We start from the raw sequence: 22,413 nt of genomic DNA on the forward strand, positions 1-22,413 counted from the left end.
AGCATCGATCCACTTTCACGCAGGCGCGGCATCGCGCTGGTCACACTGCGCCTTACTTCTTGCTGGCGCAGAACTTGAGAGAGGCGTCGACAGTGCACGCAGAACACGATCCGGACCGGCAGCGTTTCAACATAGACACCGATGGACATCGCGCCGAGCTGGCCTATCGGCGCGAGGGTGAGATCATGACCATCACGCACACGCAGGTGCCGGACGCGATCAGCGGACACGGCGTTGCCGCGGCATTGGTCGAGGACGCTTTGACATTCGCACGGCAGCACGGTTTGAAGGTGATTCCGGCGTGCAGCTATGCCGATGCATATCTGCGGCGACATCCGCAGTATCACGATCTGCTGGCCTGACCAGCAGCGGTTCTTTTCGTAACACGATGCATATCAGGGGAGCGGGTGGTAATGGGGCGGTTGCTTGGATTCAAGGCAGTGCAGGGCTTGCTGGTGCTGGCCGTGTTGGCAGGGTGTACGCAGCGCGCACCGACAACGGCAGAGCCAAGTGCGCCAGCAGCCGATGCGGCGCCCGCGGCGGCGGCGCCTGCAGAGCCGACTGTCGTACAGAGCGGCCCGCTGGAAGATGTGATCGAACATGCACCGGCCTACATGGTGGGCATCAGCTATCCGCGCGGGCTGGATGCATATCCGGAACTCACTGCGCTCATTCGCGGCTATGCGCAGGATGCGCGTGCCGAACTGATGCAGGCGGTCTCCGGCCTGGGCAACGACAAGCCGCCGGCGCCGTATGAGCTGTCGTTGGCATTCGAAACCGTGTTGCAAACCCCCGATCTGATCGTGATTTCCGCCGACGGCAGCAGGTACACCGGCGGTGCGCATGGCGAGCCGCTGGTGGCGCGCTTCGTCTGGTTGGTCAAGGAGCGCAAGCAATTGACCGCACAGGCACTGATTCCGGATCCGGCAGGCTGGGAAAAGATCGGCCGGGAGGTCGCGGCGCAATTGCATGCAGCAGCGACCCAGCGTGTCCAGCAAGATCGCGTGCCGGTAGAAGAGCAGGCTGAGCAGGTGGCTTCGGCCGATCGCATGATTGCCGAAGGCACCGCAGCGCAGGCGGAGAATTTTGCGCAGTTCGTACCGGTATTGAATGCAAATGGGCAGATCACTGCCGTGCGCTTTGTATTTGCGCCCTATCAGGTTGGTCCCTACTCGGATGGCACGCAGATGGCAGAGGTCGCTGCCTCCACATTATTGCCTTCGGTCGCACCGGAATATGTACATCTCTTCGCGCGCTGAGGTGTCGCATCGCGCATGATGTGATTGAATGGCCCGGCCATTCAGCAACGTACTCCAACGGGTGATATGAGTAGTTTCGATCCAACCGCAAGTCGCGTGGACCACACCTGCGTGCGTTATCCGGCGTTCCCGCGGGAGCCGGCAATATTGGTGAGACTGATCAAGCATCTCTACAAGCGCCTGCATACGCTCGGGTGCGTGCGACTCAAGCCTTATGGCCTCAGTCCGCCGGAATACGAGATCTTGATGATGCTCTATGGCACACCGGAGCAATCGATCACTCCGACCGAGGTGGCCGAAGCCGCCAGCGAAAAGCCGGCCAACATCACCCGGCTGACCGATCAACTGTGCGAGAAAGGCCTGATCTCGCGCACCAGCAGCCCCGAGGATCGGCGCAAGATCGTACTGACGCTGCAGCCCGCAGGCTCGGCCTTGATCGAAAGCCTGTTGCCCGATGCCTGCACGCTGTTGCATGCAGAGACCGCCAGCATGAGCGAGGCCGAGCAGTTGCGTCTGGAGAAGCTGCTGAAAAAGCTGCTGGATGGCGTGGACGCGGTCGAACTCTAAGCACTGCGCGTTGCGCGTTGCGCGTGCGATAAGGCGTTGCAAACGCAGCCAGCAAAAGGCCGCCCTGATCGCTCAGGGCGGCGTGTCGGCTCATCGGTCCTCAAACAAGCACTTGCCGATACCATCGCGAGCAGCTGGATGTCGCGTCTGGTGTGCGAGATCGGCATGCCCGCAGGGGACATGCCGATCCTGTTGCCAAGCACGCGGCCCGATGACCGCGCGCGGATCGTGCAGCCGATCTACGGCTTGGACTGCGGCGATTCCGCAGTGGCACCATCGCCGCCTTGCGCGCTGAGGCCGCGCTTTTCGAGCAGCGGCTCGATCTGCGGCGCATGCCCGGCAAAGTTCTGGAACAGCTCCATCGCATCCACGCTACCGCCGCGCGAAAGCAGGGTCTTGCGGAAACGATCGCCATTGGCGCGGCTCAGGCCACCGTGCTGCTTGAACCACTGCTGGGTGTTGGCGTCCAGCACTTCCGACCAGATGTAGGCGTAGTAGCCTGCCGCGTAACCGCCCATGATGTGGCTGAAATACGGGGTCTTGTAGCGCGGCGGCACCGGCGCGTAGGCAATGCCGTCCTGCTGCAGCGCCTTGGCTTCGAATGCCATCACGCCGGCGGCGTCCGGTACCTGGCTGGCGCTGACCTGGTGCCAGTTCTGATCCAGCATCGCCGCACCCAGGTATTCGGTGGTGGCAAAGCCCTGGTTGAACTTGGATGCGGCAATCACCTTGTCCAGCAATGCCTGCGGCATCGGGGTGCCGTTCTGGTAATGCTTGGCGTAGTTCTTCAGGATGGATGGTTCGTCGGCCCACATTTCGTTGACCTGCGAGGGGAACTCGACGAAGTCGCGCGGCACGCTGGTACCGGAGAAATACGGGTATTTGACGTCGGAGAACATGCCGTGCAGCGCATGCCCGAACTCATGGAACATGGTGGTCACCTCATCCCAGGTCAGCAGCGTCGGCTGGCCGGCCGGCGGCTTGGGAATGTTGAGGTGATTGGCCACCACCGGCTTGAAGCCGGTCAGCTCCGACTGCGAGACGTACGAGTTCATCCATGCGCCGCCGCGCTTGGATTCGCGCGCATACATGTCGGCAATGAAGATCGCCAGCTGCTTGCCGTCCGCGTCGAACACGTCGTAGACGGTGATGTCGTCGCGGTAGGTCGGCAGGTCGGTGCGCTGTTTGAAGGTCAGGCCATATTCCTGATTGGCCGCATAGAACACGCCGTTTTCCAGCACGTTCTTCAGTTCGAAGTACGGCTTGAGCTGGGATTCGTCGAAGTTGTACTTGGCCTGGCGCACCTTCTCGCTGTAGTAGGCCCAATCCCAAGCTTCCAGTTTGAACGTCGGCTTGCGCGCGGCCTTTTGTTCCTTGTCGATCATGGCCTGCAGATCAGCGGCTTCGCGCTTGGCATTGGCCACCGCAGCCGGCGCCAGTTTGCCCAGCATCGCGTTCACCGCTTCGGGCGTCTTGGCGGTCTGGTTTTCCAGCGAGTAGGCGGCATAGGTGGGGAAGCCCAGCAGCTTGGCCTTGTCGGCGCGCAGCTTCATGATGCGCGACACCAGCGCGGTGTTGTCGTACTGGCCGCCGTGGCTGCCGCGCGACACCGAGGCGTCATAGATCTTCTTGCGCAGCTCGCGATTTTTCAGCTGGGTCAGCGGCGGCTGGCCGGTGGTGTTGAGCAAGGCGATGACGTACTTGCCATCGAGCTTGCGCGCCTTGGCCGCTTCGGCGGCGGCGGCAATCTGCTCCTGCGACAAACCGTCCAGCTGCTTGACGTCGTCCACGACCACAGCGGCAGCATTCACTTCGGCCAGCACGTTCTGGCTGAAGGTGGTGCCCAGGTTGGCCAGCTCGGCATTCATGGCCTTGAGCGTGGTCTTGTCGGCGTCGGAGAGCTTGGCGCCGTCGCGCACGAAGTCGCTGTAGTACTTCTCGACCAGGCGCACGCCTTGCGCATCCAGCCCCAGGGTGGCGCGTTGGTCGTACAAGGTCTGGATGCGTGCGAACAGCTTGCCGTTGAGCGAAATCGCATCGCGGTGCGCTGCGAACTTCGCCGAATAGTCGGCCTGCAACTTCTTGCGTGCGTCGTTGGTGTCTGCGCCCACCAGATTGAAGAACACCGTGGTGGCGCGGTCGAGCGTGGCGCCGCTCTTTTCCAGCGCGATGATGGTGTTGTCGAAGCTGGGCTTGGCTTTCTGGTTGGCGATTTTTTCCACTTCCTTCAACTGTTCGGCCATGCCGGCATCGAAGGCAGGTGCGAAATCGCTGTCCTTAATTTTGTCGAACTGTGGGTAATGCAGCGGCAGCGTGCTGTCGGCAAAAAAGGGATTGGCTTGGGTGGCGGCCTGCGTGGCAGCGGGGGCGGCGATGCTGTAGGACGGCATGGCAAGTCCCAGGGAGGCGGCCAGGGCAAAAGCGAGACGGGTGGTCAAGAGAGTTGCTCCAAAGTGCGAACCGCCGAGGCTAACCCAGCCCGTCGGGACAGGCGTGTGACAAAAGGCATGGCTGCCAAGCCAAGGCGACGCGATCAGGCGGGCACAACCGTTGCTCGCCCTGCAATCGCGCGAGTCGATGCAAGCTGGGCCTGTACCGCCGCCGGCAGTGTGCCCGTCGCACTTTGTGGCAGTACGCGCTAGCGGTCTTCGGGCGACCTCGGCGAGCTGCCGGGGCGTCTGCTTGACGATCCCGGCGTGTCGCGCGGCAGGCGATCTGCCGCACGACTGCCCTTCGCAATCTTTCCCCGCCGCATGGCCGTCGTGCAGGCGGCTACGGTACGCTGCCCGTCTCGCACACTGCAGGGCAACCATGAGCGACATCTCCACCTTCGCCTTCACCGACCTGGAAGGTCGCACCCAGTCGATGCGCGATTACGCCGGCAACGTCCTGCTGGTGGTCAATGTTGCCTCCAAGTGCGGGTTTACGCCGCAATACGCGGGGCTGCAGGCGCTGTGGCAGCGTTATCGCGAACGTGGGCTGGTGGTGATCGGCTTTCCGTGCGATCAGTTCGGCCATCAGGAGCCGGGCGATGCGGCGCAGATCCGCCAGTTCTGCTCGCTCGACTATGCGGTGGATTTTCCGCTGGCAGCAAAAATCGAGGTCAACGGCAACGGCGCGCATCCGCTGTGGCAATGGCTCAAGCACGAACAACGCGGTGTGCTCGGATCCGAAGCGATCAAGTGGAACTTCACCAAGTTCCTGGTCGGCCGCGACGGCCGCGTACTGGAACGTTATGCGCCCACCACCAAGCCGGAAGCGTTGGCCGCCGACATCGAGCGCGCGCTGGGCGCATGATCCGGCAGGGCATGGGAGTGGAACCGTAGGAGCGCACCCGCGCGCGACGAAGCTTTCCCGGTAACGCCTGGTCGCGCCCGGGGGCGCTCCTACGATCTCGGGTTCTTCAGATGAAACGCCGCGCCGCGCGGGTCTTGCACGCGTCGCATCACTTTTCGACGAATGCACGCTCAAACACGTAATGCCCCGGCGTGCCGATGCGCGGCGAGGTCTGGAAACCGCGGCTATCGAGCAGGGTGCGCAGGTCGGCCAGCATCTGCGGGCTGCCGCAGATCATGAAGCGGTCGTTGGCCGGATCCAGTGTCGGCAACCCGAGCGTCTGCTGCATGCGCCCATCGGCCATCAGCTCGGTCAAACGGCCTTGGTTGGCGAAGGCTTCGCGCGTGACCGCCGGGTAGTACAGCAATTTCTCGCGCAGCAGGTCGCCGAGGAATTCATGCTGCGGCAATTCGCGTTCGAAGTAATCGCGGTAGGCCAGATCCTGCACGAACCGCACACCCTGGGTGAGAATCACCTTGTCGAAACGCTCGTAGGTTTCCGGGTCCTTGATGATCGACAGCCACGGCGCCAGGCCGGTACCGGTGCCCAGCAGATACAGGTTGCGCCCGGGGTGCAGGTCGCTGATCAGCAGCGTGCCGGTGGGTTTCTTGCCGACCAGCACCTTGTCGCCGGGCTGGATGTGCTGCAGCCGCGAGGTCAGCGGGCCGTCCGGCACCTTGATGCTGAAGAACTCCAGATGTTCTTCCCAATTGGCGCTGGCGATCGAATACGCACGCAGCAACGGACGCGTTTCGGTTTCCAGCCCGATCATCACGAACTGCCCGTTTTCGAAACGGAAGCCGGCATCACGGGTCGTGGTGAAGCTGAAGTAGGCATCGGTCCAATGACGGACCTCAAGCACCGTTTCGGCGCCAAAAGCGGAAGACATACCGGTCGTGTCGTGGGAGGAGTACGCGCCAATTCTACCTCAAGCTGGCCAAATGAGATGAACTCTCATTTGGGTGCGGGGATTCGGGAGTCGGGATTGGGGATTCGCAATTCGCAAGAGCAGATCCTGGATCCTGAGCGCGCCGGGCTCGCGGATGAGCCGGCAGCTTTTACCAATCCCCAATCCCGAATCCCTGCCTCACCGATACCCCGCCGCCTGCAATTCGAACAATTCCGCATACCGGCCGCCCTGCGCCATCAGCTCTTCGTGGGTGCCGTTGGCCTCGATGCGGCCAGCAGCCAGCACCAGAATGCGGTCGGCCATGCGCACGCTGGAGAAGCGGTGCGAGATCAGCACGGCGGTGCGGTTGTCCGACAGCTCCTTGAAGCGCTGGAACACCTCGAATTCGCTGCGCGCATCCAGCGCGGCGGTAGGTTCGTCCAGGATCATCAGCTGCGCATCGCGCATGTAGGCGCGGGCGATGGCGATCTTCTGCCATTGCCCGCCGGACAGATCCACGCTGTTCTTGAAACGCCGCCCGATCAGCTGGTTGTAACCGTCGGGCAGGCTGTCGATCAGCTCGCCGGCCATCGCGCGTTGCGCGGCGGCGCGGATACGTGGCGTGTCGTCCATCGCGTCTACCTGGCCCACGCCGATGTTTTCGCCAACGCTCAGGTGATAGCGCACGAAGTCCTGGAAGATCACGCCGAGGTTGGCGCGCAGGTCGTCCAGGTCGTAGTCGCGCAGGTCGTGGCCATCGAGCAGGATGCGGCCTTCGTCGGGGTCGTAGAGCCGGGCCAGCAGCTTGACCAGGGTGGTCTTGCCGGCGCCGTTTTCGCCGACCAGCGCCAGCACTTCACCGGCGCGCAGTTCGAAATCCAGGTGCCGCACCGTCCACTGTTCCGCGTCCGGGTAGCGGAAGCCGACGTCTTCGAACACGAAGCCCTGGCGGATCGGGCGTGGCACCGGCAGTGCGTTCGGGCGCGAGCGGATTTCCGGCACGATGTTGAAGAACGAATACAGATCGTCCAGATACAGCGCCTGGCCTGCGACCTGCGAAAAGCCGATCAGCAAGCCTTCCAGCAATTGCCGCAGGCGCAGGAAACTACCGGCCAGGAAGGTCAGGTCGCCGATGCTGAAGTCGCCGCGCACCGTGCGCCAGGCGATGTAGCCGTAGGCCATGTAGTAGCCCAATGTGCCGAGCGCGGCCAGCAGCGCTCCCCACATTGCGCGCTTGCGTGCCAGCGCACGGTTGGCCTGGAAGAACTTGTCGGCCAGCCGGCGGTAGCGCGCGATCAGGAAGCGGTGCAGGTTGAGGATCTTGACTTCCTTGGCCGTCTCCACGCTGGCGCCGACCTGGCGCAGGTAATCGAGCTGGCGCCGTTCCGGCGTCCACTGGAAGTTGAGCGAATAGCCGAGCGCATTGAAATGCGCCTCGCCGATGAAGGCCGGAATCAACGCGACCGCCAGCAGCACGATCAACCAGGGTGCATAGACCACCAGGCCCACCGCCAGGCTGACCACGGTAATGGCGTCCTGCACCTGGCCGAACAGCTGGCTCATCAGGTTCATGCGGTTCATGGTCTGGCGTCGCGCGCGATCCAGCTTGTCCTGCCGGTCCGGGTCTTCGAAATCCTCCAGATCCAGCTGCGCGGCATGTTCCATCAGACGCACGCTGGCAGCGTTGTTGAACAACTCCGACAGCAGCGCATCGGCATAGCCGACCAGCCGGCCGAGCAGGTCCGAGCCGATCGCCAGCGCCAGTTCCAGCGCCAGCAGTTCCAGTAGCCGGTTCAGGCGGCCGCTGCCCAGGGCCTGCGCAAACGAGTCGAATGCCGACGGCTGGCCGACCAGGTGGATCGCCTCGTCGATGATCAATTTGCCGATGTACAGCGTCGCCACCGGCATCAGCGCGCGCAGCACGCGCAAGCCGATGCTGCTGGCACTCAGCCAGCGGCTGGTCTGCCAGATCTGCTGCAGGAACGGCGGTAGATTGCGCAGCGCATCCAGGCGCTCGCGCAGGGTAGGGCCGGTACGGGGAGCGGCAGGCGCAGTGGCGCCGGAACGGGAAGCTGACATCGCGCTAGTGTGCCGCGCCCGGCGTGGGCGCGGGGTGTTGGCTGGCGGCAGGAAAGGCCAGGGCCCGCGCGCAGGCGCGGGCTCGCCTTGGCGCACAGGGCTCACCGCCAGCCGGTGCGCCGGCAACGGTCCGTGGACTCGTCGCTTGCCATCACCGCAGCACGGCCGCAGCGCTGCGCCGACGACGACCGGCCAAAGGCCGCATCGGTCAATCGTAGCGATAGACGCCGCCGGACGCGCCTGCGGTTTGCTCTAAAATGCCCGGATTGCACCCCCGCCAGCCGTAGAGCCAGCCGTGACCTCGATCAAGCAGGAAGACCTCATCCAGTCCGTCGCCGATGCGCTGCAGTACATCAGCTACTACCACCCGGTCGACTACATCAAGAATTTGTCCGCCGCCTACGAGCGCGAAGAATCGCCGGCCGCCAAGGACGCCATTGCGCAGATCCTGATCAATTCGCGCATGTGCGCCGAGGGCCACCGCCCGATCTGCCAGGACACCGGCATCGTCACCGTGTTCCTGGAAATCGGCATGCACGTGCGCTGGGACGACGCCACCATGGGCGTGGAAGACATGGTCAACGAAGGCGTGCGCCGTGCCTACAACCATCCCGACAACAAGCTGCGCGCCAGCGTGCTGGCCGACCCGGCCGGCAAACGCACCAACACCCGCGACAACACGCCGGCAGTGGTCAACACCAAGATCGTGCCCGGCCACCATGTGGAAGTGATCGTCGCGGCCAAGGGCGGCGGTTCGGAGGCCAAGAGCAAGTTCGCCATGCTCAATCCGTCCGATTCCATCGTCGATTGGGTGCTCAAGACCGTGCCGACCATGGGCGCCGGCTGGTGCCCGCCGGGCATGCTCGGTATCGGTATCGGTGGCACCGCCGAAAAGGCGATGCTGCTGGCCAAGGAAGCGTTGATGGAACCGATCGACATCGTCGACCTGCAGGCGCGCGGCGCCTCCAACCGTGCCGAAGAGCTGCGGCTTGAGCTGTACGAAAAGGTCAACGCGCTGGGCATCGGCGCGCAGGGCCTGGGCGGCCTGACCACCGTGCTGGACATCAAGGTCAAGGATTATCCGACCCATGCCGCCAACTTGCCGGTGGCGTTGATTCCCAACTGCGCGGCCACTCGCCACGCGCACTTCACCCTGGACGGCAGCGGCCCGGTGATGTTGGATCCGCCGTCGCTGGAAGACTGGCCCAAGCTCACCTACAACCCGACCAATGCGCGCCGGGTGAATCTTGACACCATCAGCAAGGAAGAAGTGGCCAGCTTCAAGCCGGGCGAGACGATCCTGCTCAACGGCAAGCTGCTGACCGGCCGCGATGCCGCGCACAAGCGCATGATCGACATGCTCAACCGCGGCGAAACCCTGCCGGTGGATTTCACCAATCGCTTCATCTACTACGTCGGCCCGGTCGATCCGGTGCGCGACGAAGTCGTCGGCCCGGCTGGCCCGACCACCGCCACGCGCATGGACAAATTCACCCGGCAGATGCTGGAGCAGACCGGCCTGCTCGGCATGGTCGGCAAGTCCGAGCGTGGCGATGCGGCGATCGAGGCGATCCGCGACAACAAGGCCGTCTACCTGATGGCGGTCGGTGGTTCTGCGTATCTGGTGTCCAAGGCGATCAAGGCCGCCCGCGTGCTGGCGTTCGAGGACCTCGGCATGGAGGCGATCTACGAATTCGAGGTCAAGGACATGCCGGTGACGGTCGCGGTGGATTCCACCGGCGAATCGGTGCACAAGACCGGCCCGCGGCAATGGCAGTCGCGCATCGGCAAGATTCCGGTGGTGGTGGAGTAACGGCGGCGATCGAGCCGGCTGCACCGCCGTTGCGCGGGTGTGGCCGGTGCCGGTGAGCTGCAGGGACGATGCGCGCATGCGGCATCGTGTGGAGGGCGTCGTGATGTCGGTGCGCGCGCCGGCGCAGCGGTGATTGCACCACACAGGTCTTCGACAGCCCGGTAAAAACAACCACAATCGCCGTGAGCCGCGCAGGCTTTGCCCGCCTCGCGCGCCTGTTCCTACGGATCCCGGAGCCCGCATGGTCGCCACGCTGTACCACTCCCCCAGCACCGCAGCGTTGGTGGTGCATTGGCTGCTGATCGAACTGGATATTCCGCACGCACTGCACCCGCTGGATTTCGAACGCGGCGAGCACAAATCGCCGCAGTATCTGGCGCTCAACCCCGCCGGCGTGGTGCCCACGCTGGTGCTCGATGGTCAAGTGCTCACGGAAGCCGCAGCCATCGTGCTGCAGCTGGCCGATCTGCATCCGCAGGCCGGGCTGGCCCCGGCAGTCGGCACGCCGGAGCGTGCGGCGTACTACAAGTGGATGTTCTTCTGCGCCAACACCCTGCAGCCGGCGTACCGCGCCTGGTTCTACCCGAGCGAGCCGGCCGGGGCCGGGCAGACCGAGGCGGCGCAGATGCACGCCCGCCGCAAGCTCGAAGCGGCCTGGACCCAGGTCGATGCGCATCTGCAGGCCCACGGCCCATATCTGCTCGGCAAAACCGTGTCGGCGGCCGACTTCATGCTGACCATGCTGATGCGCTGGTCGCGCAACATGCCGCGGCCAACCGATACCTGGCCTGCGCTGCGGGCGCATGCAATGCGGATGAAGGCGCGCCCAGCGTTCCAGGAAACCTATCGCCGGGAGGGCCTGACGGACTGGACCTGAACCTGCGCTCGCGGACTGCGTCTTTTGATCGCAGACGCTCCATCCGGCCCGTTTGGTCGCGTCCGCCACATAGTACGATCGCGCCACCAACCACAGAGTAGGGGGCTCGTCCATGTCGCATTCCGCATCGCGTCGAAAATTGCTTCAGTGCGCCTGTTGCGCGCCGATCGCGGCCGCTGCCGCATCCCTGCCGTTCGCCTTGCGCGCGGCGCCGTCCAAGAAAACCGATTTGAATGCCGAGCAGGCGCTGCAGATTCTGCGTGACGGCAACAACGCGTTCGTCGAAAACCGCCCCAAGAAAGTGATCTCCGACAGCAAGCGCCGCCTGGAGCTTGCGCTGGGCCAGACCCCGTTCGTCATCCTGGTGTCGTGCTCGGATTCGCGCGTGCCGCCGGAGTTGCTGTTCGGCCGCGGCCTGGGCGAAATGTTCATCGTCCGCAACGCCGGCAATACTGTCGATACCACCGCGCTCGGTTCGATCGAATATGCGGTCAGCCAGCTCGGCGTGCCGCTGGTGGTGGTGATGGGCCACGAAAGCTGCGGTGCGGTGGCGGCGGCAGTGTCGGTCGTGGAGAACAACACGTTCTTCCCGGGCGCAATCGGCTCGATGATCGAGCCGATCGTTCCGGCGGTGCTGACCGCCAAGGCCAAGGGCGGTACCGACCTGCTGGCCGACTCGGTCAAGGCCAACGTCAAACGTACCGTCGACCGCTTGCGCGCGGCATCGGAGCCTGCGTTGCTCGAACCATTGCGTGCCGGCAACGTGCGCGTGGTCGGTGCGTACTACACCTTGCAGGACGGCAAGGTGGACTTTTTCGACGTCTGAGTCGATTGCAAGAAAGCTGCGGCAACAGCGGTGTTGCCGCAGCTGTGGGGAGTCCCAAGTGTCTTGCAAACAGGGTTTGTAAGAACAGGAAAGCCGGCATGCACGCATGCCGGCTTTTTGATTGGATTGACTCGGTGCGGCGTGTCGATTAACTCCGGCGCATGATGCGACGGGACCGCGACGTACGCGAATTCAGCTGACATCAGCGCCGGTCATGAGTTGCCGCAACTAGTCGCCGCGCCGACAGCGGCTCACAAAACGTAGTGGAGTCGCCAGCCACGAGGATGGCGCACAGGAATGGCAGTGTACGAGTTGTACATGCCATTCCGCGCACCGGCCGCATGCGGCCGGCGGTGAACGCAGTAGTTTTGTGAGCTGCGCTTTTAGAACCACTCCAGCAACGACACGCCCACACCGATATAGGTTGCCTTGTGGTTGTAGTCGATCATGCTTTCGCCGTAGCCATCGAATACCTGCACATGGCCGCGCAACAGGTTGGTGATGGGAAAGCCGTAGTCCAGCTGCACCGAACCGTGCGAGCGGTCGCCGCCACGCAGCGAATGGCGTGCGATCAGCGCGAATTCGTGACCATCCTTGTTGTACACCAGCGTCGCATCGCCGCGGCCCATGTAATCCTCGATATCAGGATTGTTGTCGTCGGCGCGGTCTTCCTTGATACGGAACCACGGGCGCAGTGTCAGCGCCCAGTTCTCCCGATCCAGTCCGAAGTTCAGGATCACCCGATTCCACGAGCGCGACAGCGGGTCGGCGCGCCCGTTGGACATGTGATTGAGGCTGATGCCGCTCATGCGGCCCTTCCAGCCGAAGATGCTGTAGTTGTTGCGAGAGACCAGCATCGCTTCGGGCTCGTAATTGGTCTCGCGGAACGGACGCGACGCATCGGCGTTGTAGGCCTGCCAGCGCGAGCTCTGGGTGTAGCCCATCCAGATATCGCCGTTGTCGCCGAACAGGTCTTCCACCACCTTGGTCTTGAAGCTGAGCTGGAACTTGAGCTCGGTGCTGTCCAGCTGCTGCGGCGTGTTGACCGAGTTGGCCGGATTGGGCGACTGCGGGGTGCGGTTGGTGTCGCTGGTCCAGAATGCCGGCAACAGGTATACCGGCTTGTAGCCGCGCAGTTGGAAGGTGCCCAGCTTGGAGTCCTTGGCCAGTTCCCAGCGTCGGTCCAGCAAGGAGCCACGGCCGGCATTGGCCACGGCTTCTTCTTTCGGTTGGTCCTGGCCGTCGGCGCGGAAGAAGTCGCCGACCCGGCTGATGGTGCGCGTATCGTCGGGCTTGGCCTCCTTCTGCTTGGCCAATTGCGCGGCGGCATCTGCCTCCGCGGTTTGCTGCGGCGTGTAGCCCAGTGCCTTGTCGTAGCAGGCCAGGCGAGCGGCATCGGACGTCACCGAGGTGCAGGCTTGCGGCGAGGCCGGCTGCGGTGCGATTTCCTGCGCATGGGCCAATGGCGCGGCGGCCAGTGCGATCAGCATCAGGGGGCGGGTGTGGTGCTTGGACATGGGCAGTCTGGCCGAGGGAAAGGCGCCAGGCAGGCGCAGAGATGCGCAGCTTAACGGTCGCGTCTGCATACGCCGTGTGTACACGGCGACATAACATTCGATCGAATCCGGTCGCTCAGTCTGTGCCTGCGACGTGTTGCCGTAGAGCGGGTATGCGCATGGAATGTGGCTGCCACGCGTCAGCGGAGTGAGCGCATGTGGCTGTTACGCGCGTCCTGGACTAGGAGCGCGTCACCGCCGTGGAGCCGTTCCAGAGCCCTAGAAAAACCAGCCGATGGCGAACACGCCCAGCATGCACAGGCCAAGCGCCAGTTTGGTGGCGGTGCCGAGCATGATGCCCACCCAGGTCCCGAGACCGACCTTGGTGGCCTGGCCGGACTTGCGTGTCTGGTAATACTCGCCAAGCCAGGCGCCAGCGAACGGACCGACGAACAGCCCGATCGGCATGAAGAAAATGCCTGCAATGCCCCCGATGACCGAACCCCATAACGCCAGCTTGCTGGCACCTACCTGCTGCGCCCCGTACAGCGTGGCCAGGAAGTCCACCAGGTACGACAGCGCGGTGATCAACCCCAGCACGACCAGCGTCACCCAGCCGATGTGGGTGAAATGGTCGGCCCAGGCGGCGACCAGCAGGCCGGCGAACACAAGGGGCAGGCCCGGCAGGGCCGGCAGGATGACCCCAGCCAGGCCGATCAGCACCAGCGCTGTGGCCAAGACGTAGTAAACGACGGCAGTGTCCATGAGGGTTACGCAGGTCCTAATTCAGGCTTGACAAAAAGGCGCAAGAGGTGCTTGAAAATTCATTTTGTGCGGGTTAAGTTGCAGCCGCTGCTGTTTGCAAAGGTCACCGTGAATCGTGGCCTGATGCGGTAGATCGCCTGATCCGCTACATCCTTGTACCTCGCTTCCTCCTTGCAATCACAGCCACCACCGCTAGTCCATCACAGTGTCGTAGGGAGTCAGTCGAGATGTCCAACATCGAACGCGAAAATGGTGTCGTGAAGTGGTTCAACGATGCCAAGGGCTTTGGATTCATCAGCCGCGAAAATGGCGAAGACGTCTTCGTGCATTTCCGCGCGATCCAGATCCAGGGCTTCAAGAGTCTCAAGGAAGGTCAGAAGGTCAGCTTCACGGTCGTGCAAGGCCAGAAGGGCTTGCAGGCCGATGCAGTGCAGGTGGTCTGAGCCGGTTGCCCGGAGCGCATCGGCCACGCAACAAAAAGGCCCGTCACCGGGCCTTTTTGTTGTCTGCAACCGTGTTGTCCGCGGCCCTTGCCAACTGGCGACGCATTGGCGCTGCGTCTGTGCCGCCGAGCCGATGGATCAGCGCAACACGACCTTGCCGTTGACCACGCGCACGTACGCATTCTCGCGCACGCCAGCCAGGTCGCGCTGGTTGACCACGATCACGCGGCCGTCGTCCATGCGCACCTGCACGTCGAAGCTGGAACTGGTGACATTGTTCTGGATGGCGTTACCTGCCAGCGCGCCGGCAGCGGCACCGGCGACGGCCGAAACATTCTTGTTGCCCGTGCTGCCGCCGGTTTCCTTGGAAATCTGGCGGCCGGCCACCGCGCCCACGATGCCGCCCAGCACGGCGCCAGTGCCGGTCGGCGCGGTGCGGGTCGGGCCGACTTCGTCGATCCGGGTCACGATGCCGCAATCCACGCAACGCTGCGTCTGCGAGTAGCCCTGGTCATAACCGCGGTCGCCGCGATAGCTGCCGTACTGGGGCTGTGAGGTGGCGCAGCCAACCAGGGTCGCGGTTGCAGCCAGGCCAATGACGAGCAGTCGGGTTTTCATGAGATCTCTCCGGGGTGGTTCGAAAAGGCGGCCGGGGCCGCGGCGACGCCATCCTGTGATGGTCCAGGTGAACGGCCTGCCAACTGCGACACTGCAGGCTTAACGAAACCCGAGCGTCGTATTCATCCAACCTCAGCGAAAGTCGCGATGGCAGGCCTCGCAGGCATCGGAGATGCGGGTGTGGAGTTGGCCCAGTTGACTGCAATCGGTCAGCGTTACGCCCTGGGCCTGATCCAGCGCGGCACGCAATGCCTGTGCGTGCTCGCCGAAGCGGCGGTCCTCGCCAATCGCAGGGAAGGCCGGCTCGACTTCGTCGGCCAGCAGGCGCAACGATTGCAGCCGTCGCTGTAGCTGCGCCGGCGCGCAGGCGACGCCTTCGCCCGGTCGCAATGCGCGTAATTGGTAGGCCATGATCTGCATCAGGCTGTCGGGCACCGGGTCGCGTCGCGCCTGTAGTGCGTTGGCCACCATGACCGTGGCGACCAGGCCGATCAGCAGGCCCAGCACCAGCATGAAGGCGTAGCGGGCCGCGCGGGATTGGGTGGGAGGCGGGGCGTGCATAAGGTGGCTCCTGGGACGCAACGTTCGTTGCGGCAGCGTGGGCGCGCCCTGGACGGGGCGCGTAAAATAGGCCGATGAAAGCACAATGGCGTGAACGCTTTGCCGGTATCGACCGGCTGTATGGGGTCGGCACCGTCGAGCGCCTGTCGGCGTGCCGCGTGGCGGTGGTCGGCATGGGTGGGGTGGGCTCGTGGGTGGTCGAGGCGCTGGCACGCACCGGGGTGGGGCACATTCGCCTGATCGATGCCGATGACGTGTGCGTGTCCAACACCAACCGGCAGTTGCCGGCGCTGGCTGGTCAGTACGGTCGCAGCAAGGCCCGCGCGATGGCCGAACGCTGCGTGGCGATCAACCCGGACATCGAAGCCGACGCGGTCGAGGCTTTCCTGACCTCGGGCAATATCGAGACCTTGCTGGGTGAGGACTTCGATCTGGTGATCGATGCCTGCGACAGCTTTCGGGTCAAGGTGGAAACCATCGCCTGGTGCCGTCGGCGCAAGTTGCCGCTGCTGACCGTGGGCGCGGCGGGCGGGCGCACCGACCCAACGCTGGTGCGCGTGCGCGATGTCTCGCGCACCGAGCACGATGCGATGCTGGCGCTGATCCGCAAGAAGCTGCGCAGCGAATTCAATTTTCCCAAGAACCCGCAGCGCTACTTTGGCGTGCCCGCGGTGTATTCGCTGGAAAACGTCAAATACCCGCAGGCCGATGGCAGCGTTTGCGGCATCCGTCCGCAGCTCGATGCCGATGCCACGCTCAAGCTGGATTGCGGGGCAGGGCTGGGCGCGGCCACGCATATCACCGGCACCTTTGCATTCGTGGCAGTGGGCAAGGCGCTGGAGATGTTGCTCAAGCCCAAGCCCAAGGCCGCGGCGCCGGCAGCCGAGGCGGTTGCGGCGTCGTGATGTTGCCTGCGCGCTGTCGTGCTGACCGGGCGCTCGCGCTGATGCGCACGCTGCGCTCAGCGCCGTAGGCCGAACAGGTTGCGTGCGTTGGCCGACGTGAGCGCGGCAATGTGCGCAGGGTCTTGCGCGCGGAGCTGGGCGATGCAGTCCAATACCGTGCGCAGATACGCCGGCTCGTTGCGTTGGCCGCGGTTGCCGGCGTCGGGCTGATCCGGCGCGTCGGTTTCCAGCAGCAGGTGCTGCAGCGGCATGCTGGCGACCAGCCTTCGCAAGCGATTGGCACGCGGGTAGGTCACCGGGCCGCCCAGACCGATCATGAAATCCAGTTTCCACAACTGCTGCGCCTGCTCGGGGCTGCCGGCAAAGCTGTGCACCACGCCGCGCAGGCCACCTATCGCCTTGATGCGGGCGATGACTTCTTCGGTGGCGCGGCGGGCATGCACGATCAGCGGCAGGTCGAAGCGCTTGGCCAACTGCAGCTGAGCATCGAAATAGGCGCGCTGCGCCTGCGCATCCAATCCGTCGACGAAAAAGTCCAGGCCGCATTCGCCGATCGCGCAGGGCCGCTCGCGTTCGATCCACTCGGCCAGCAGCTCCAGGTGTTCGGGGCGGTGCTGGTCCAGAAACAGTGGGTGCAGGCCATAAGCGGGGTAGAGACCAGGCGCCTGATCGCAGACCGCACGCAGGCCCGGCCAGCTGGCAGCAGTGATCGCCGGTACCACTTGCTGCATGACGCCCGCGGCGCGCGCGCGCGCGATCACCGCCGCGCGGTCGTGGTCGAATTCGCCTGCATCCAGATGGCAATGGCTGTCGATCAACTGCATCAGTCGCGGCGCGCCGGTGCCGGCATTGGCGACTTGCGGGTTTTCCAGTTGGCCAGCAGCAGCGTGGTCAGGCCGAACAGCACTTCGTCCAGGAACGGGATCGGGTCCGGCGCCACCACGTCGATCAGAAACAGGGCGGCAGCCAGCTTGAACAAGGTGGGATAGCGCAGCGTGCTGGCCCAGTCCAGCGCGCGTGCGGTCAAGGGATTTCGCATGCGAATGCTCCGGCTGTTAGAGATGCATGAAGTAACCGCTAGCTGAACTTAACCGTCGTGTTCATGAGCGAGCGCCTTTTCGTTCAGGGTTCCCATGCTGGAATCACGGCCGTCAACAACGCGGTGCGTCCGCAGGGAGCTGGTTATGAAGAGCAATACGACAACTATACTGGTCGCTGCTGGTGCCTTGCTGGTCGGAGGCGTCGCCACTGCCGCCTTCATGAATAACCGCCCATCGTCCGGCGATTTTGTCGCCAACGGCCAGCCGGCGCCGCGCGGCCTGGAATATGCCGATGTGGTCAAGGTTGCTCCCATCACCCAGCGCGAGCCGCAGTACGCGCAGGTGATCAATAGCAACGCCATTCGCGAAACCACCACCAGTACCTCGCCACGTGAGGTGTGCCGCGATGTCGTGGTGCAGGAGCGTCTGCCCGAGCGCGACGGTAACGTCGGCGGCACCGTGGCCGGTGCGGTCATCGGCGGCCTGATCGGCAATCAGGTCGGTGGCGGCAACGGCCGCAAGCTGGCGACTGCCGCAGGCGCGGTGGGTGGCGGCTTCATCGGTAACCGCATCGACCGCAACCACGTCGGTGGCCGGGTCGTCGATCGCACCGAGCGTCAATGCCATACCGAAAATGCCAACTCGCAGTCCTCGCGCGTGGTGGGCTACGACGTGACCTATCGCAATGCCGACGGCACCACCGGCACCATGCGCATGGACAGCAAGCCGGGCGAACGCATCTCGCTGGGCGACGCCGACAACGTGGTGGCCTATGACGTCACCTACCGCTACGACGGGTTTGAAAAGACCGTGCGCATGAACGACAAGCCCACCAGCGACCGGCTGCCGGTGGTCGATGGCCAACTGGTGACCCAGATGGCATCGACGGCGGGCGATTCCAACGTGCGCCAGGACGGTTTGAGCACCCGGCAGTAACGTGTAAGCCGCCGCGCCGCGCAGTCAGCGCAGCAGTGAGAAAAGAGCCGGCAATGCCGGCTCTTTTCGTTTGCGCCATTGCCGCACGGGTGCACTGCCATGTTCGGCCGGCAACTGGCAGATAATCGAGCTTTCAGCTTGCGATGGAAGCCAACATGCCGGTGCGCCCCGATGACCTGTTCGATGTACGCGCGCTGCTCACCGACGAAGAGCGGGCGGTGCAGGACGCTGTCGCGCGCTTTACCGACACGCGGGTAGTGCCGGCCATCGGCGATGCCTTCGATGCCGGACGCTTTCCGCGCGAGTGGATCCCGGAACTGGCGGAACTGGGGTTGCTGGGTGCCAGCTTGCCGCCGCGCGACGGCGGTGCGGGCCTGGGCGCGGTGTGCTACGGACTGATCTGCCAGGAACTGGAGCGCGGCGACAGCGGCCTGCGCAGCTTCGTCAGCGTGCAATCGTCGTTGTGCATGTACCCCATCCACGCCTACGGCAGCGACGAACAGCGGCAGCGCTGGCTGCCGGAAATGGCCGCCGGCCGGGTCATCGGTTGTTTCGGCCTCAGTGAGGCGCAGGGCGGGTCGGACCCGGCTGCGATGACCACCCGCGCGGTGCGCGAGGGCGATGGCTGGCGCTTGAATGGCGCCAAGCTGTGGATCACCAACGGCAGCATCGCGGGGCTGGCAATCATCTGGGCGCATACCGACGATGGCGTGCGCGGCTTTCTGGTCGAAACCGACAGCGCCGGTTTCAGCGCGCACGACATCAGCCACAAGATGAGCCTGCGTGCGTCGGTCACCTCGGGCCTGTTCCTGGACAATGTGTTCGTGCCCGAGCAGATGCGGTTGCCGCGGGCGGCCGGTTTGAAGGCGCCACTGAGTTGCCTCAACCAGGCACGCTACGGCATTGCCTGGGGGGCGATCGGGGCGGCGGTGGCCTGCCTGCGCGAGGCGCTGGCCTATGCCGGCGAGCGCATCCTGTTCGGCCGGCCGCTGGCCGCCACGCAAAGCGCGCAGATCAAACTGGCCGACATGGCGCGGCGGATTTCCACCGCCCAGCTGCTCGCCTTGCAGCTCGGGCGCTTGAAGGACGCCGGGACGCTGCAGCCGGAGCAGATCTCGCTGGCAAAATGGAATAATTGCCGCATGGCGCTGGATGTGGCGCGCGAATGCCGCGACCTGCTGGGCGCGGCCGGCATCACCACCGAGCATGTGGCGATCCGGCATGCGCTGAACCTGGAATCGGTGATCACCTACGAAGGCACCGAAACCGTGCATCAGCTGGTGGTGGGCCGTGCGCTGACAGGACTCAATGCGTTTTGACGAGGAGTGGGGCTTGATCAGCAGGGATGTGATGCGACGCCTGTGCGGCGTCTTCTGCACGATGTGGTTGTTGGCCGGCGCCGGGATCGTGCCAGCACGGGCCAATGAGGCGCCACGTATGGCGCCGACGCCGGGCTGGGTGGTGGCCGACGCCGTTCCCGATAGCGTGCCTGGCGCTGCCGGGCTGCGCTATGAACTGGTGTCCGACCAGATCGATCTGACCGGCCGCGTGCCGCAGGCTTACCGCCGGCTCAGCTACACCGTGCAACGGGCCAAAAGCCTGGAGGAAGCCGGGCAGATTTCCATCGACTACCAGCCGCAGTACCAGCAGCTGGAACTCAACAGCCTGGAGGTCTGGCGCGCCGGCAAGCGTATCGATATGCGCACGCAGGCGCACTACGCCAGATTGCGGCGCGAAAGCGGGCTGGAGAACGGCCTGATCGATGGTGCGCTGACGCTGTCGATCACCTTGCCGGATCTGCGCGTGGGCGATCGCGTTGACTATGGCGTGACCATCAGTGGCAGCAATCCGGTGTTCGGCAAGGGCTATTACGACGTGTTCGAAGCGCGCTACGGCGTGCCGCTGGGCGAGCGCCGGGTACGTGTGCGCTATCGGGCCGACATGCCGCTGCAGTGGCGCATCAGCGCGCCGGGGTTTGGCCGGAACGTGCGCACGCTCGATGGGGTGACGCAACTGGATATCGGGGCCAGCAATATCGCCGCGGTGCAGGAAGAAAAAGACGCGCCGGACGATGTGGACCCGTATGGCGTGATCGAAGTGTCCACCGCCGGCAGTTGGGATGAGGTGGCGGCCTGGGCGGCGCAGCTGTATCCGCGTGCATTCAACCAGACGCAGGTAGCCGCCAAGATGGCGCAGAGCCTGGGGTTGCGCAGCGACGACCCGCAGGGCGCGTTGTTGCGCGCCGTGGCGTTCGTGCAGGGCGAAATCCGTTACGTCGGCCTGGACATGGGCGAAAACTCGCACGCCCCGCACGCGCCCGAAGTAACGCTGCGCAACCGCTACGGCGACTGCAAGGACAAGGCGACGCTGCTGATCGCACTCTTGCAGCTGGCCGGCATCCGCGCCGAGCCGGTGCTGGTCAACAGCGACAATGGGCATGGGCTGGAGAAGCGGTTGCCCAGTCCGTACGCCTTCGATCATGTGGTGGTGCGGGCGCATCTGCCGCAGGGCGAGGTGTGGGTGGATGCCACGCGCGATCGCGAAGAGGGCCCGTTGGCCCAGCGGCGGCCACTGCCGTTCGTGCGCGGATTGCCCGTGATTGCAGGGCAGGACACGTTGGTTGAAGTGCCTGCGCCGATGCCTGCGTTGCCGCAGATCGAAGTGAACGAAGAAATCTCCATTTCGCTGCGCAAGCCGCAGCGCTGGGCAAGCTTCACGGTGGACACCATCTATCGCCAGGGCCGCGGCGAGCGTGTCGCCAGCAGCTTCGACGACGATGGTGCGCAGACGGTGGGCGAGCACTATCTGGAATTCATGCAGCAGTACTACACCGCGCTGACCCAGGTGAGCGTGCCAAGCATCGACGCTGCCGACCCGCTGAATGTGCGCACGCACGAAGCCTACCGGCTGGAGTGGCCAGCGAAGGAGGGCGATGAGCTGGGTTTCCCGTTGTTCCAGCTTGGCGAATGGATGGATGCGTTACCGAAAGAGCCGCGCAAGAGCCCGCTGGCACTGCGCGGACCGCGGCTGGCGCGGCAGACCGTGCGCGTGCACAGCGACCCGGCGACCAAGGTGGAGGCAGATACCCAAGTGGTCGCCAATCCGTGGTTCCGCTTTTCGCGCAGCATCGCGATGCGCGAGGGAAAGCTGGTCATCGTGGGCGAGTGGCAGCGCTTCACCGACCGTATTCCGGCCAATGGCGTGGCGCGCGCGGCTGCCGACATGGAACGCGCGCGCGACCTGCTGTACTTCAATCACGATCTCCGGCCGCAGCGGCGCACGCAGCCTCCCGACTGGCGTGCGCTCGGCTACCCGCTGGCCGGCTTGGTGGCCCTGGTGTCGTTGCTGGTGGCGTGCTTTTTCTGGTGGCGCGGCGGTGGCCTGGGCGGAATCATGTTCGATCCACATGCCACCGTGGCCCGGATGCCGCAGCATGCTCGGTTGCGCTGGAGCGCCTGGGCGGTGTTTGCGGCGACCACGCTGCTGTCGGCGTGGGTGTGGCTGCACGCGCTGCCGCTATGGGCCAAGGCCGGTGGGGTCATTGTTGTGGTTGCAATCGCCTTGCTGGGATGCGTGCTGCTCACGCAGATCCTGCGGTGGATGGGCAGCGGCGCCCAGCTTGGGCAGGTGTTGCCGGCGATGGCCGGCTGCGCCTTGCCGTGGCTGGTATGCCTGCTGGCGGCCGTGGTCGCGCTCAAGGGCCAGGTTGCATTGCTGCGCACCGGCGCGACCGATCCGGCCGGCATGGCGCAACTGGCGACATGCATCTTGCTGCTGATGCTGGGGGCGCTGTGGTGGTCGGTCTGCTCGGTGCAGGCCGTTGCCGCCGCTGCCGGCTGTGCGCGCACGCGTGCGTTCGGCGCCTGGGCGCTGACGGTGGCGGCACTGGGCATCCTGATCGCGGTGTTGAGTGTGCCGGTGGCGGTGGTGGCCTTGGCCTGACGCAGGTCGGCGCGGCAGTGCACGCAACCCTGGCATCGGTGCGCCGCTGCTGCGTGCAGGG

General features: G+C 64.6%; 21 protein-coding genes. 12 read left to right on the top strand and 9 right to left on the bottom strand.

Translation table 11 applies throughout. The annotated features are described in order from the left end of the window. The first annotated feature begins 92 nt into the window (after positions 1 to 92). From AC1POX_RS07870 to AC1POX_RS07880, 3 genes are all read left to right on the top strand, one after another. The gene (locus AC1POX_RS07870; protein ID WP_057681604.1) at positions 93 to 362 is read left to right on the top strand and encodes a GNAT family N-acetyltransferase; all 270 of its coding nucleotides are present in this window, start codon (positions 93 to 95) and stop codon (positions 360 to 362) included. 51 nt (positions 363 to 413) lie between these two features. Then, positions 414 to 1,259 carry a DUF3298 and DUF4163 domain-containing protein gene (locus tag AC1POX_RS07875; protein WP_089141322.1) on the top strand — a complete coding sequence of 282 codons (846 nt, stop codon included), beginning with the start codon at positions 414 to 416 and terminating at the stop codon, positions 1,257 to 1,259. A 66-nt stretch (positions 1,260 to 1,325) separates the two neighbouring features. Next, complete coding sequence (locus AC1POX_RS07880) at positions 1,326 to 1,826, top strand: MarR family winged helix-turn-helix transcriptional regulator (protein WP_008571407.1); 501 nt, start codon at positions 1,326 to 1,328, stop codon at positions 1,824 to 1,826. A 239-nt stretch (positions 1,827 to 2,065) separates the two neighbouring features. Here the strand turns inward: AC1POX_RS07880 and AC1POX_RS07885 are convergent, their stop codons facing one another. Next, a complete protein-coding gene (locus tag AC1POX_RS07885; protein WP_372356935.1) occupies positions 2,066 to 4,264 on the bottom strand; it encodes a M3 family metallopeptidase in 2,199 nt (732 codons plus the stop codon). 373 nt (positions 4,265 to 4,637) lie between these two features. Between AC1POX_RS07885 and AC1POX_RS07890 the strand changes: the two genes are divergently transcribed. Further along, complete coding sequence (locus AC1POX_RS07890) at positions 4,638 to 5,123, top strand: glutathione peroxidase (RefSeq protein WP_008571409.1); 486 nt, start codon at positions 4,638 to 4,640, stop codon at positions 5,121 to 5,123. Positions 5,124 to 5,271: 148 nt separating this feature from the next. On the opposite strand, the gene AC1POX_RS07895 is transcribed toward AC1POX_RS07890, so the two are convergent. Continuing rightward, positions 5,272 to 6,051, bottom strand: coding sequence for a ferredoxin--NADP reductase (locus AC1POX_RS07895; protein ID WP_008571411.1), 780 nt, complete (start codon positions 6,049 to 6,051; stop codon positions 5,272 to 5,274). 198 nt (positions 6,052 to 6,249) lie between these two features. Beyond that, positions 6,250 to 8,130: an ABC transporter ATP-binding protein gene (locus AC1POX_RS07900; RefSeq protein ID WP_218495696.1), complete on the bottom strand. Its 1,881-nt coding sequence runs from the start codon at positions 8,128 to 8,130 to the stop codon at positions 6,250 to 6,252. A 295-nt stretch (positions 8,131 to 8,425) separates the two neighbouring features. Between AC1POX_RS07900 and AC1POX_RS07905 the strand changes: the two genes are divergently transcribed. The 3 genes from AC1POX_RS07905 to AC1POX_RS07915 all read left to right on the top strand — a co-directional run bounded on the left by AC1POX_RS07905 (position 8,426) and on the right by AC1POX_RS07915 (position 11,646). Then, the gene (locus AC1POX_RS07905; RefSeq protein ID WP_372165661.1) at positions 8,426 to 9,943 is read left to right on the top strand and encodes a fumarate hydratase; all 1,518 of its coding nucleotides are present in this window, start codon (positions 8,426 to 8,428) and stop codon (positions 9,941 to 9,943) included. Between the two features lie 241 nt (positions 9,944 to 10,184). Beyond that, positions 10,185 to 10,820, top strand: coding sequence for a glutathione S-transferase family protein (locus AC1POX_RS07910; protein ID WP_014089778.1), 636 nt, complete (start codon positions 10,185 to 10,187; stop codon positions 10,818 to 10,820). A 187-nt stretch (positions 10,821 to 11,007) separates the two neighbouring features. Then, positions 11,008 to 11,646 (top strand): carbonic anhydrase, encoded by a 639-nt coding sequence (locus AC1POX_RS07915; protein ID WP_029819060.1) that lies wholly within the window; start codon positions 11,008 to 11,010, stop codon positions 11,644 to 11,646. A 383-nt stretch (positions 11,647 to 12,029) separates the two neighbouring features. Here AC1POX_RS07915 and AC1POX_RS07920 read toward each other — a convergent pair whose 3' ends face one another. Both AC1POX_RS07920 and AC1POX_RS07925 read right to left on the bottom strand, forming a co-directional pair. Then, positions 12,030 to 13,163: a phospholipase A gene (locus tag AC1POX_RS07920; protein WP_277574970.1), complete on the bottom strand. Its 1,134-nt coding sequence runs from the start codon at positions 13,161 to 13,163 to the stop codon at positions 12,030 to 12,032. 258 nt (positions 13,164 to 13,421) lie between these two features. Then, the gene (locus tag AC1POX_RS07925) at positions 13,422 to 13,907 is read right to left on the bottom strand and encodes a DUF456 domain-containing protein (protein WP_372356936.1); all 486 of its coding nucleotides are present in this window, start codon (positions 13,905 to 13,907) and stop codon (positions 13,422 to 13,424) included. A 227-nt stretch (positions 13,908 to 14,134) separates the two neighbouring features. On the opposite strand from AC1POX_RS07925, the gene AC1POX_RS07930 reads away from it, so the two are divergent. Beyond that, entirely contained in the window at positions 14,135 to 14,350 is a 216-nt protein-coding gene (locus tag AC1POX_RS07930; protein ID WP_003483561.1) for a cold-shock protein, read from the top strand. Between the two features lie 138 nt (positions 14,351 to 14,488). Here AC1POX_RS07930 and AC1POX_RS07935 read toward each other — a convergent pair whose 3' ends face one another. Both AC1POX_RS07935 and AC1POX_RS07940 read right to left on the bottom strand, forming a co-directional pair. Further along, positions 14,489 to 14,968, bottom strand: coding sequence for a glycine zipper 2TM domain-containing protein (locus AC1POX_RS07935; protein WP_007966687.1), 480 nt, complete (start codon positions 14,966 to 14,968; stop codon positions 14,489 to 14,491). Positions 14,969 to 15,100: 132 nt separating this feature from the next. Further along, positions 15,101 to 15,529 (bottom strand): hypothetical protein, encoded by a 429-nt coding sequence (locus AC1POX_RS07940; protein ID WP_372356937.1) that lies wholly within the window; start codon positions 15,527 to 15,529, stop codon positions 15,101 to 15,103. Between the two features lie 74 nt (positions 15,530 to 15,603). Here AC1POX_RS07940 and AC1POX_RS07945 point away from each other — a divergent pair, with 74 nt between their 5' ends. After that, positions 15,604 to 16,434 carry a tRNA threonylcarbamoyladenosine dehydratase gene (locus tag AC1POX_RS07945; RefSeq protein WP_057681597.1) on the top strand — a complete coding sequence of 277 codons (831 nt, stop codon included), beginning with the start codon at positions 15,604 to 15,606 and terminating at the stop codon, positions 16,432 to 16,434. A gap of 56 nt (positions 16,435 to 16,490) precedes the next feature. On the opposite strand, the gene AC1POX_RS07950 is transcribed toward AC1POX_RS07945, so the two are convergent. Then, positions 16,491 to 17,258: a TatD family hydrolase gene (locus tag AC1POX_RS07950; RefSeq protein ID WP_014089783.1), complete on the bottom strand. Its 768-nt coding sequence runs from the start codon at positions 17,256 to 17,258 to the stop codon at positions 16,491 to 16,493. Then, a complete protein-coding gene (locus AC1POX_RS07955) occupies positions 17,258 to 17,473 on the bottom strand; it encodes a DUF6116 family protein (RefSeq protein ID WP_014089784.1) in 216 nt (71 codons plus the stop codon). The genes AC1POX_RS07950 and AC1POX_RS07955 overlap by 1 nt, the downstream gene beginning before the upstream one ends. Positions 17,474 to 17,618: 145 nt before the next feature. On the opposite strand from AC1POX_RS07955, the gene AC1POX_RS07960 reads away from it, so the two are divergent. From AC1POX_RS07960 to AC1POX_RS07970, 3 genes are all read left to right on the top strand, one after another. Then, a complete protein-coding gene (locus tag AC1POX_RS07960; RefSeq protein ID WP_011346932.1) occupies positions 17,619 to 18,410 on the top strand; it encodes a glycine zipper 2TM domain-containing protein in 792 nt (263 codons plus the stop codon). A gap of 143 nt (positions 18,411 to 18,553) precedes the next feature. Beyond that, a complete protein-coding gene (locus AC1POX_RS07965; protein ID WP_014089785.1) occupies positions 18,554 to 19,729 on the top strand; it encodes an acyl-CoA dehydrogenase family protein in 1,176 nt (391 codons plus the stop codon). 61 nt (positions 19,730 to 19,790) lie between these two features. Continuing rightward, entirely contained in the window at positions 19,791 to 22,352 is a 2,562-nt protein-coding gene (locus AC1POX_RS07970; RefSeq protein ID WP_057681595.1) for a DUF3857 domain-containing protein, read from the top strand. The last annotated feature ends 61 nt before the right edge of the window (positions 22,353 to 22,413 follow it).

The sequence above is a fragment of the Xanthomonas sp. NCPPB 3442 genome, from assembly GCF_056725145.1.

Coding starts and splice junctions, on each gene's coding strand:
- AC1POX_RS07930 (WP_003483561.1), top strand. CDS start 14,135: ATGTCCAACATCGAACGCGAAAATGGTGTCGTGAAGTGGTTCAACGAT.
- AC1POX_RS07925 (WP_372356936.1), bottom strand. CDS start 13,907: ATGGACACTGCCGTCGTTTACTACGTCTTGGCCACAGCGCTGGTGCTG.
- AC1POX_RS07965 (WP_014089785.1), top strand. CDS start 18,554: ATGGAAGCCAACATGCCGGTGCGCCCCGATGACCTGTTCGATGTACGC.
- AC1POX_RS07960 (WP_011346932.1), top strand. CDS start 17,619: ATGAAGAGCAATACGACAACTATACTGGTCGCTGCTGGTGCCTTGCTG.
- AC1POX_RS07895 (WP_008571411.1), bottom strand. CDS start 6,051: ATGTCTTCCGCTTTTGGCGCCGAAACGGTGCTTGAGGTCCGTCATTGG.
- AC1POX_RS07945 (WP_057681597.1), top strand. CDS start 15,604: ATGAAAGCACAATGGCGTGAACGCTTTGCCGGTATCGACCGGCTGTAT.
- AC1POX_RS07935 (WP_007966687.1), bottom strand. CDS start 14,968: ATGAAAACCCGACTGCTCGTCATTGGCCTGGCTGCAACCGCGACCCTG.
- AC1POX_RS07950 (WP_014089783.1), bottom strand. CDS start 17,258: ATGCAGTTGATCGACAGCCATTGCCATCTGGATGCAGGCGAATTCGAC.
- AC1POX_RS07900 (WP_218495696.1), bottom strand. CDS start 8,130: ATGTCAGCTTCCCGTTCCGGCGCCACTGCGCCTGCCGCTCCCCGTACC.
- AC1POX_RS07910 (WP_014089778.1), top strand. CDS start 10,185: ATGGTCGCCACGCTGTACCACTCCCCCAGCACCGCAGCGTTGGTGGTG.
- AC1POX_RS07940 (WP_372356937.1), bottom strand. CDS start 15,529: ATGCACGCCCCGCCTCCCACCCAATCCCGCGCGGCCCGCTACGCCTTC.
- AC1POX_RS07880 (WP_008571407.1), top strand. CDS start 1,326: ATGAGTAGTTTCGATCCAACCGCAAGTCGCGTGGACCACACCTGCGTG.
- AC1POX_RS07890 (WP_008571409.1), top strand. CDS start 4,638: ATGAGCGACATCTCCACCTTCGCCTTCACCGACCTGGAAGGTCGCACC.
- AC1POX_RS07920 (WP_277574970.1), bottom strand. CDS start 13,163: ATGTCCAAGCACCACACCCGCCCCCTGATGCTGATCGCACTGGCCGCC.
- AC1POX_RS07955 (WP_014089784.1), bottom strand. CDS start 17,473: ATGCGAAATCCCTTGACCGCACGCGCGCTGGACTGGGCCAGCACGCTG.
- AC1POX_RS07875 (WP_089141322.1), top strand. CDS start 414: ATGGGGCGGTTGCTTGGATTCAAGGCAGTGCAGGGCTTGCTGGTGCTG.
- AC1POX_RS07970 (WP_057681595.1), top strand. CDS start 19,791: ATGTGGTTGTTGGCCGGCGCCGGGATCGTGCCAGCACGGGCCAATGAG.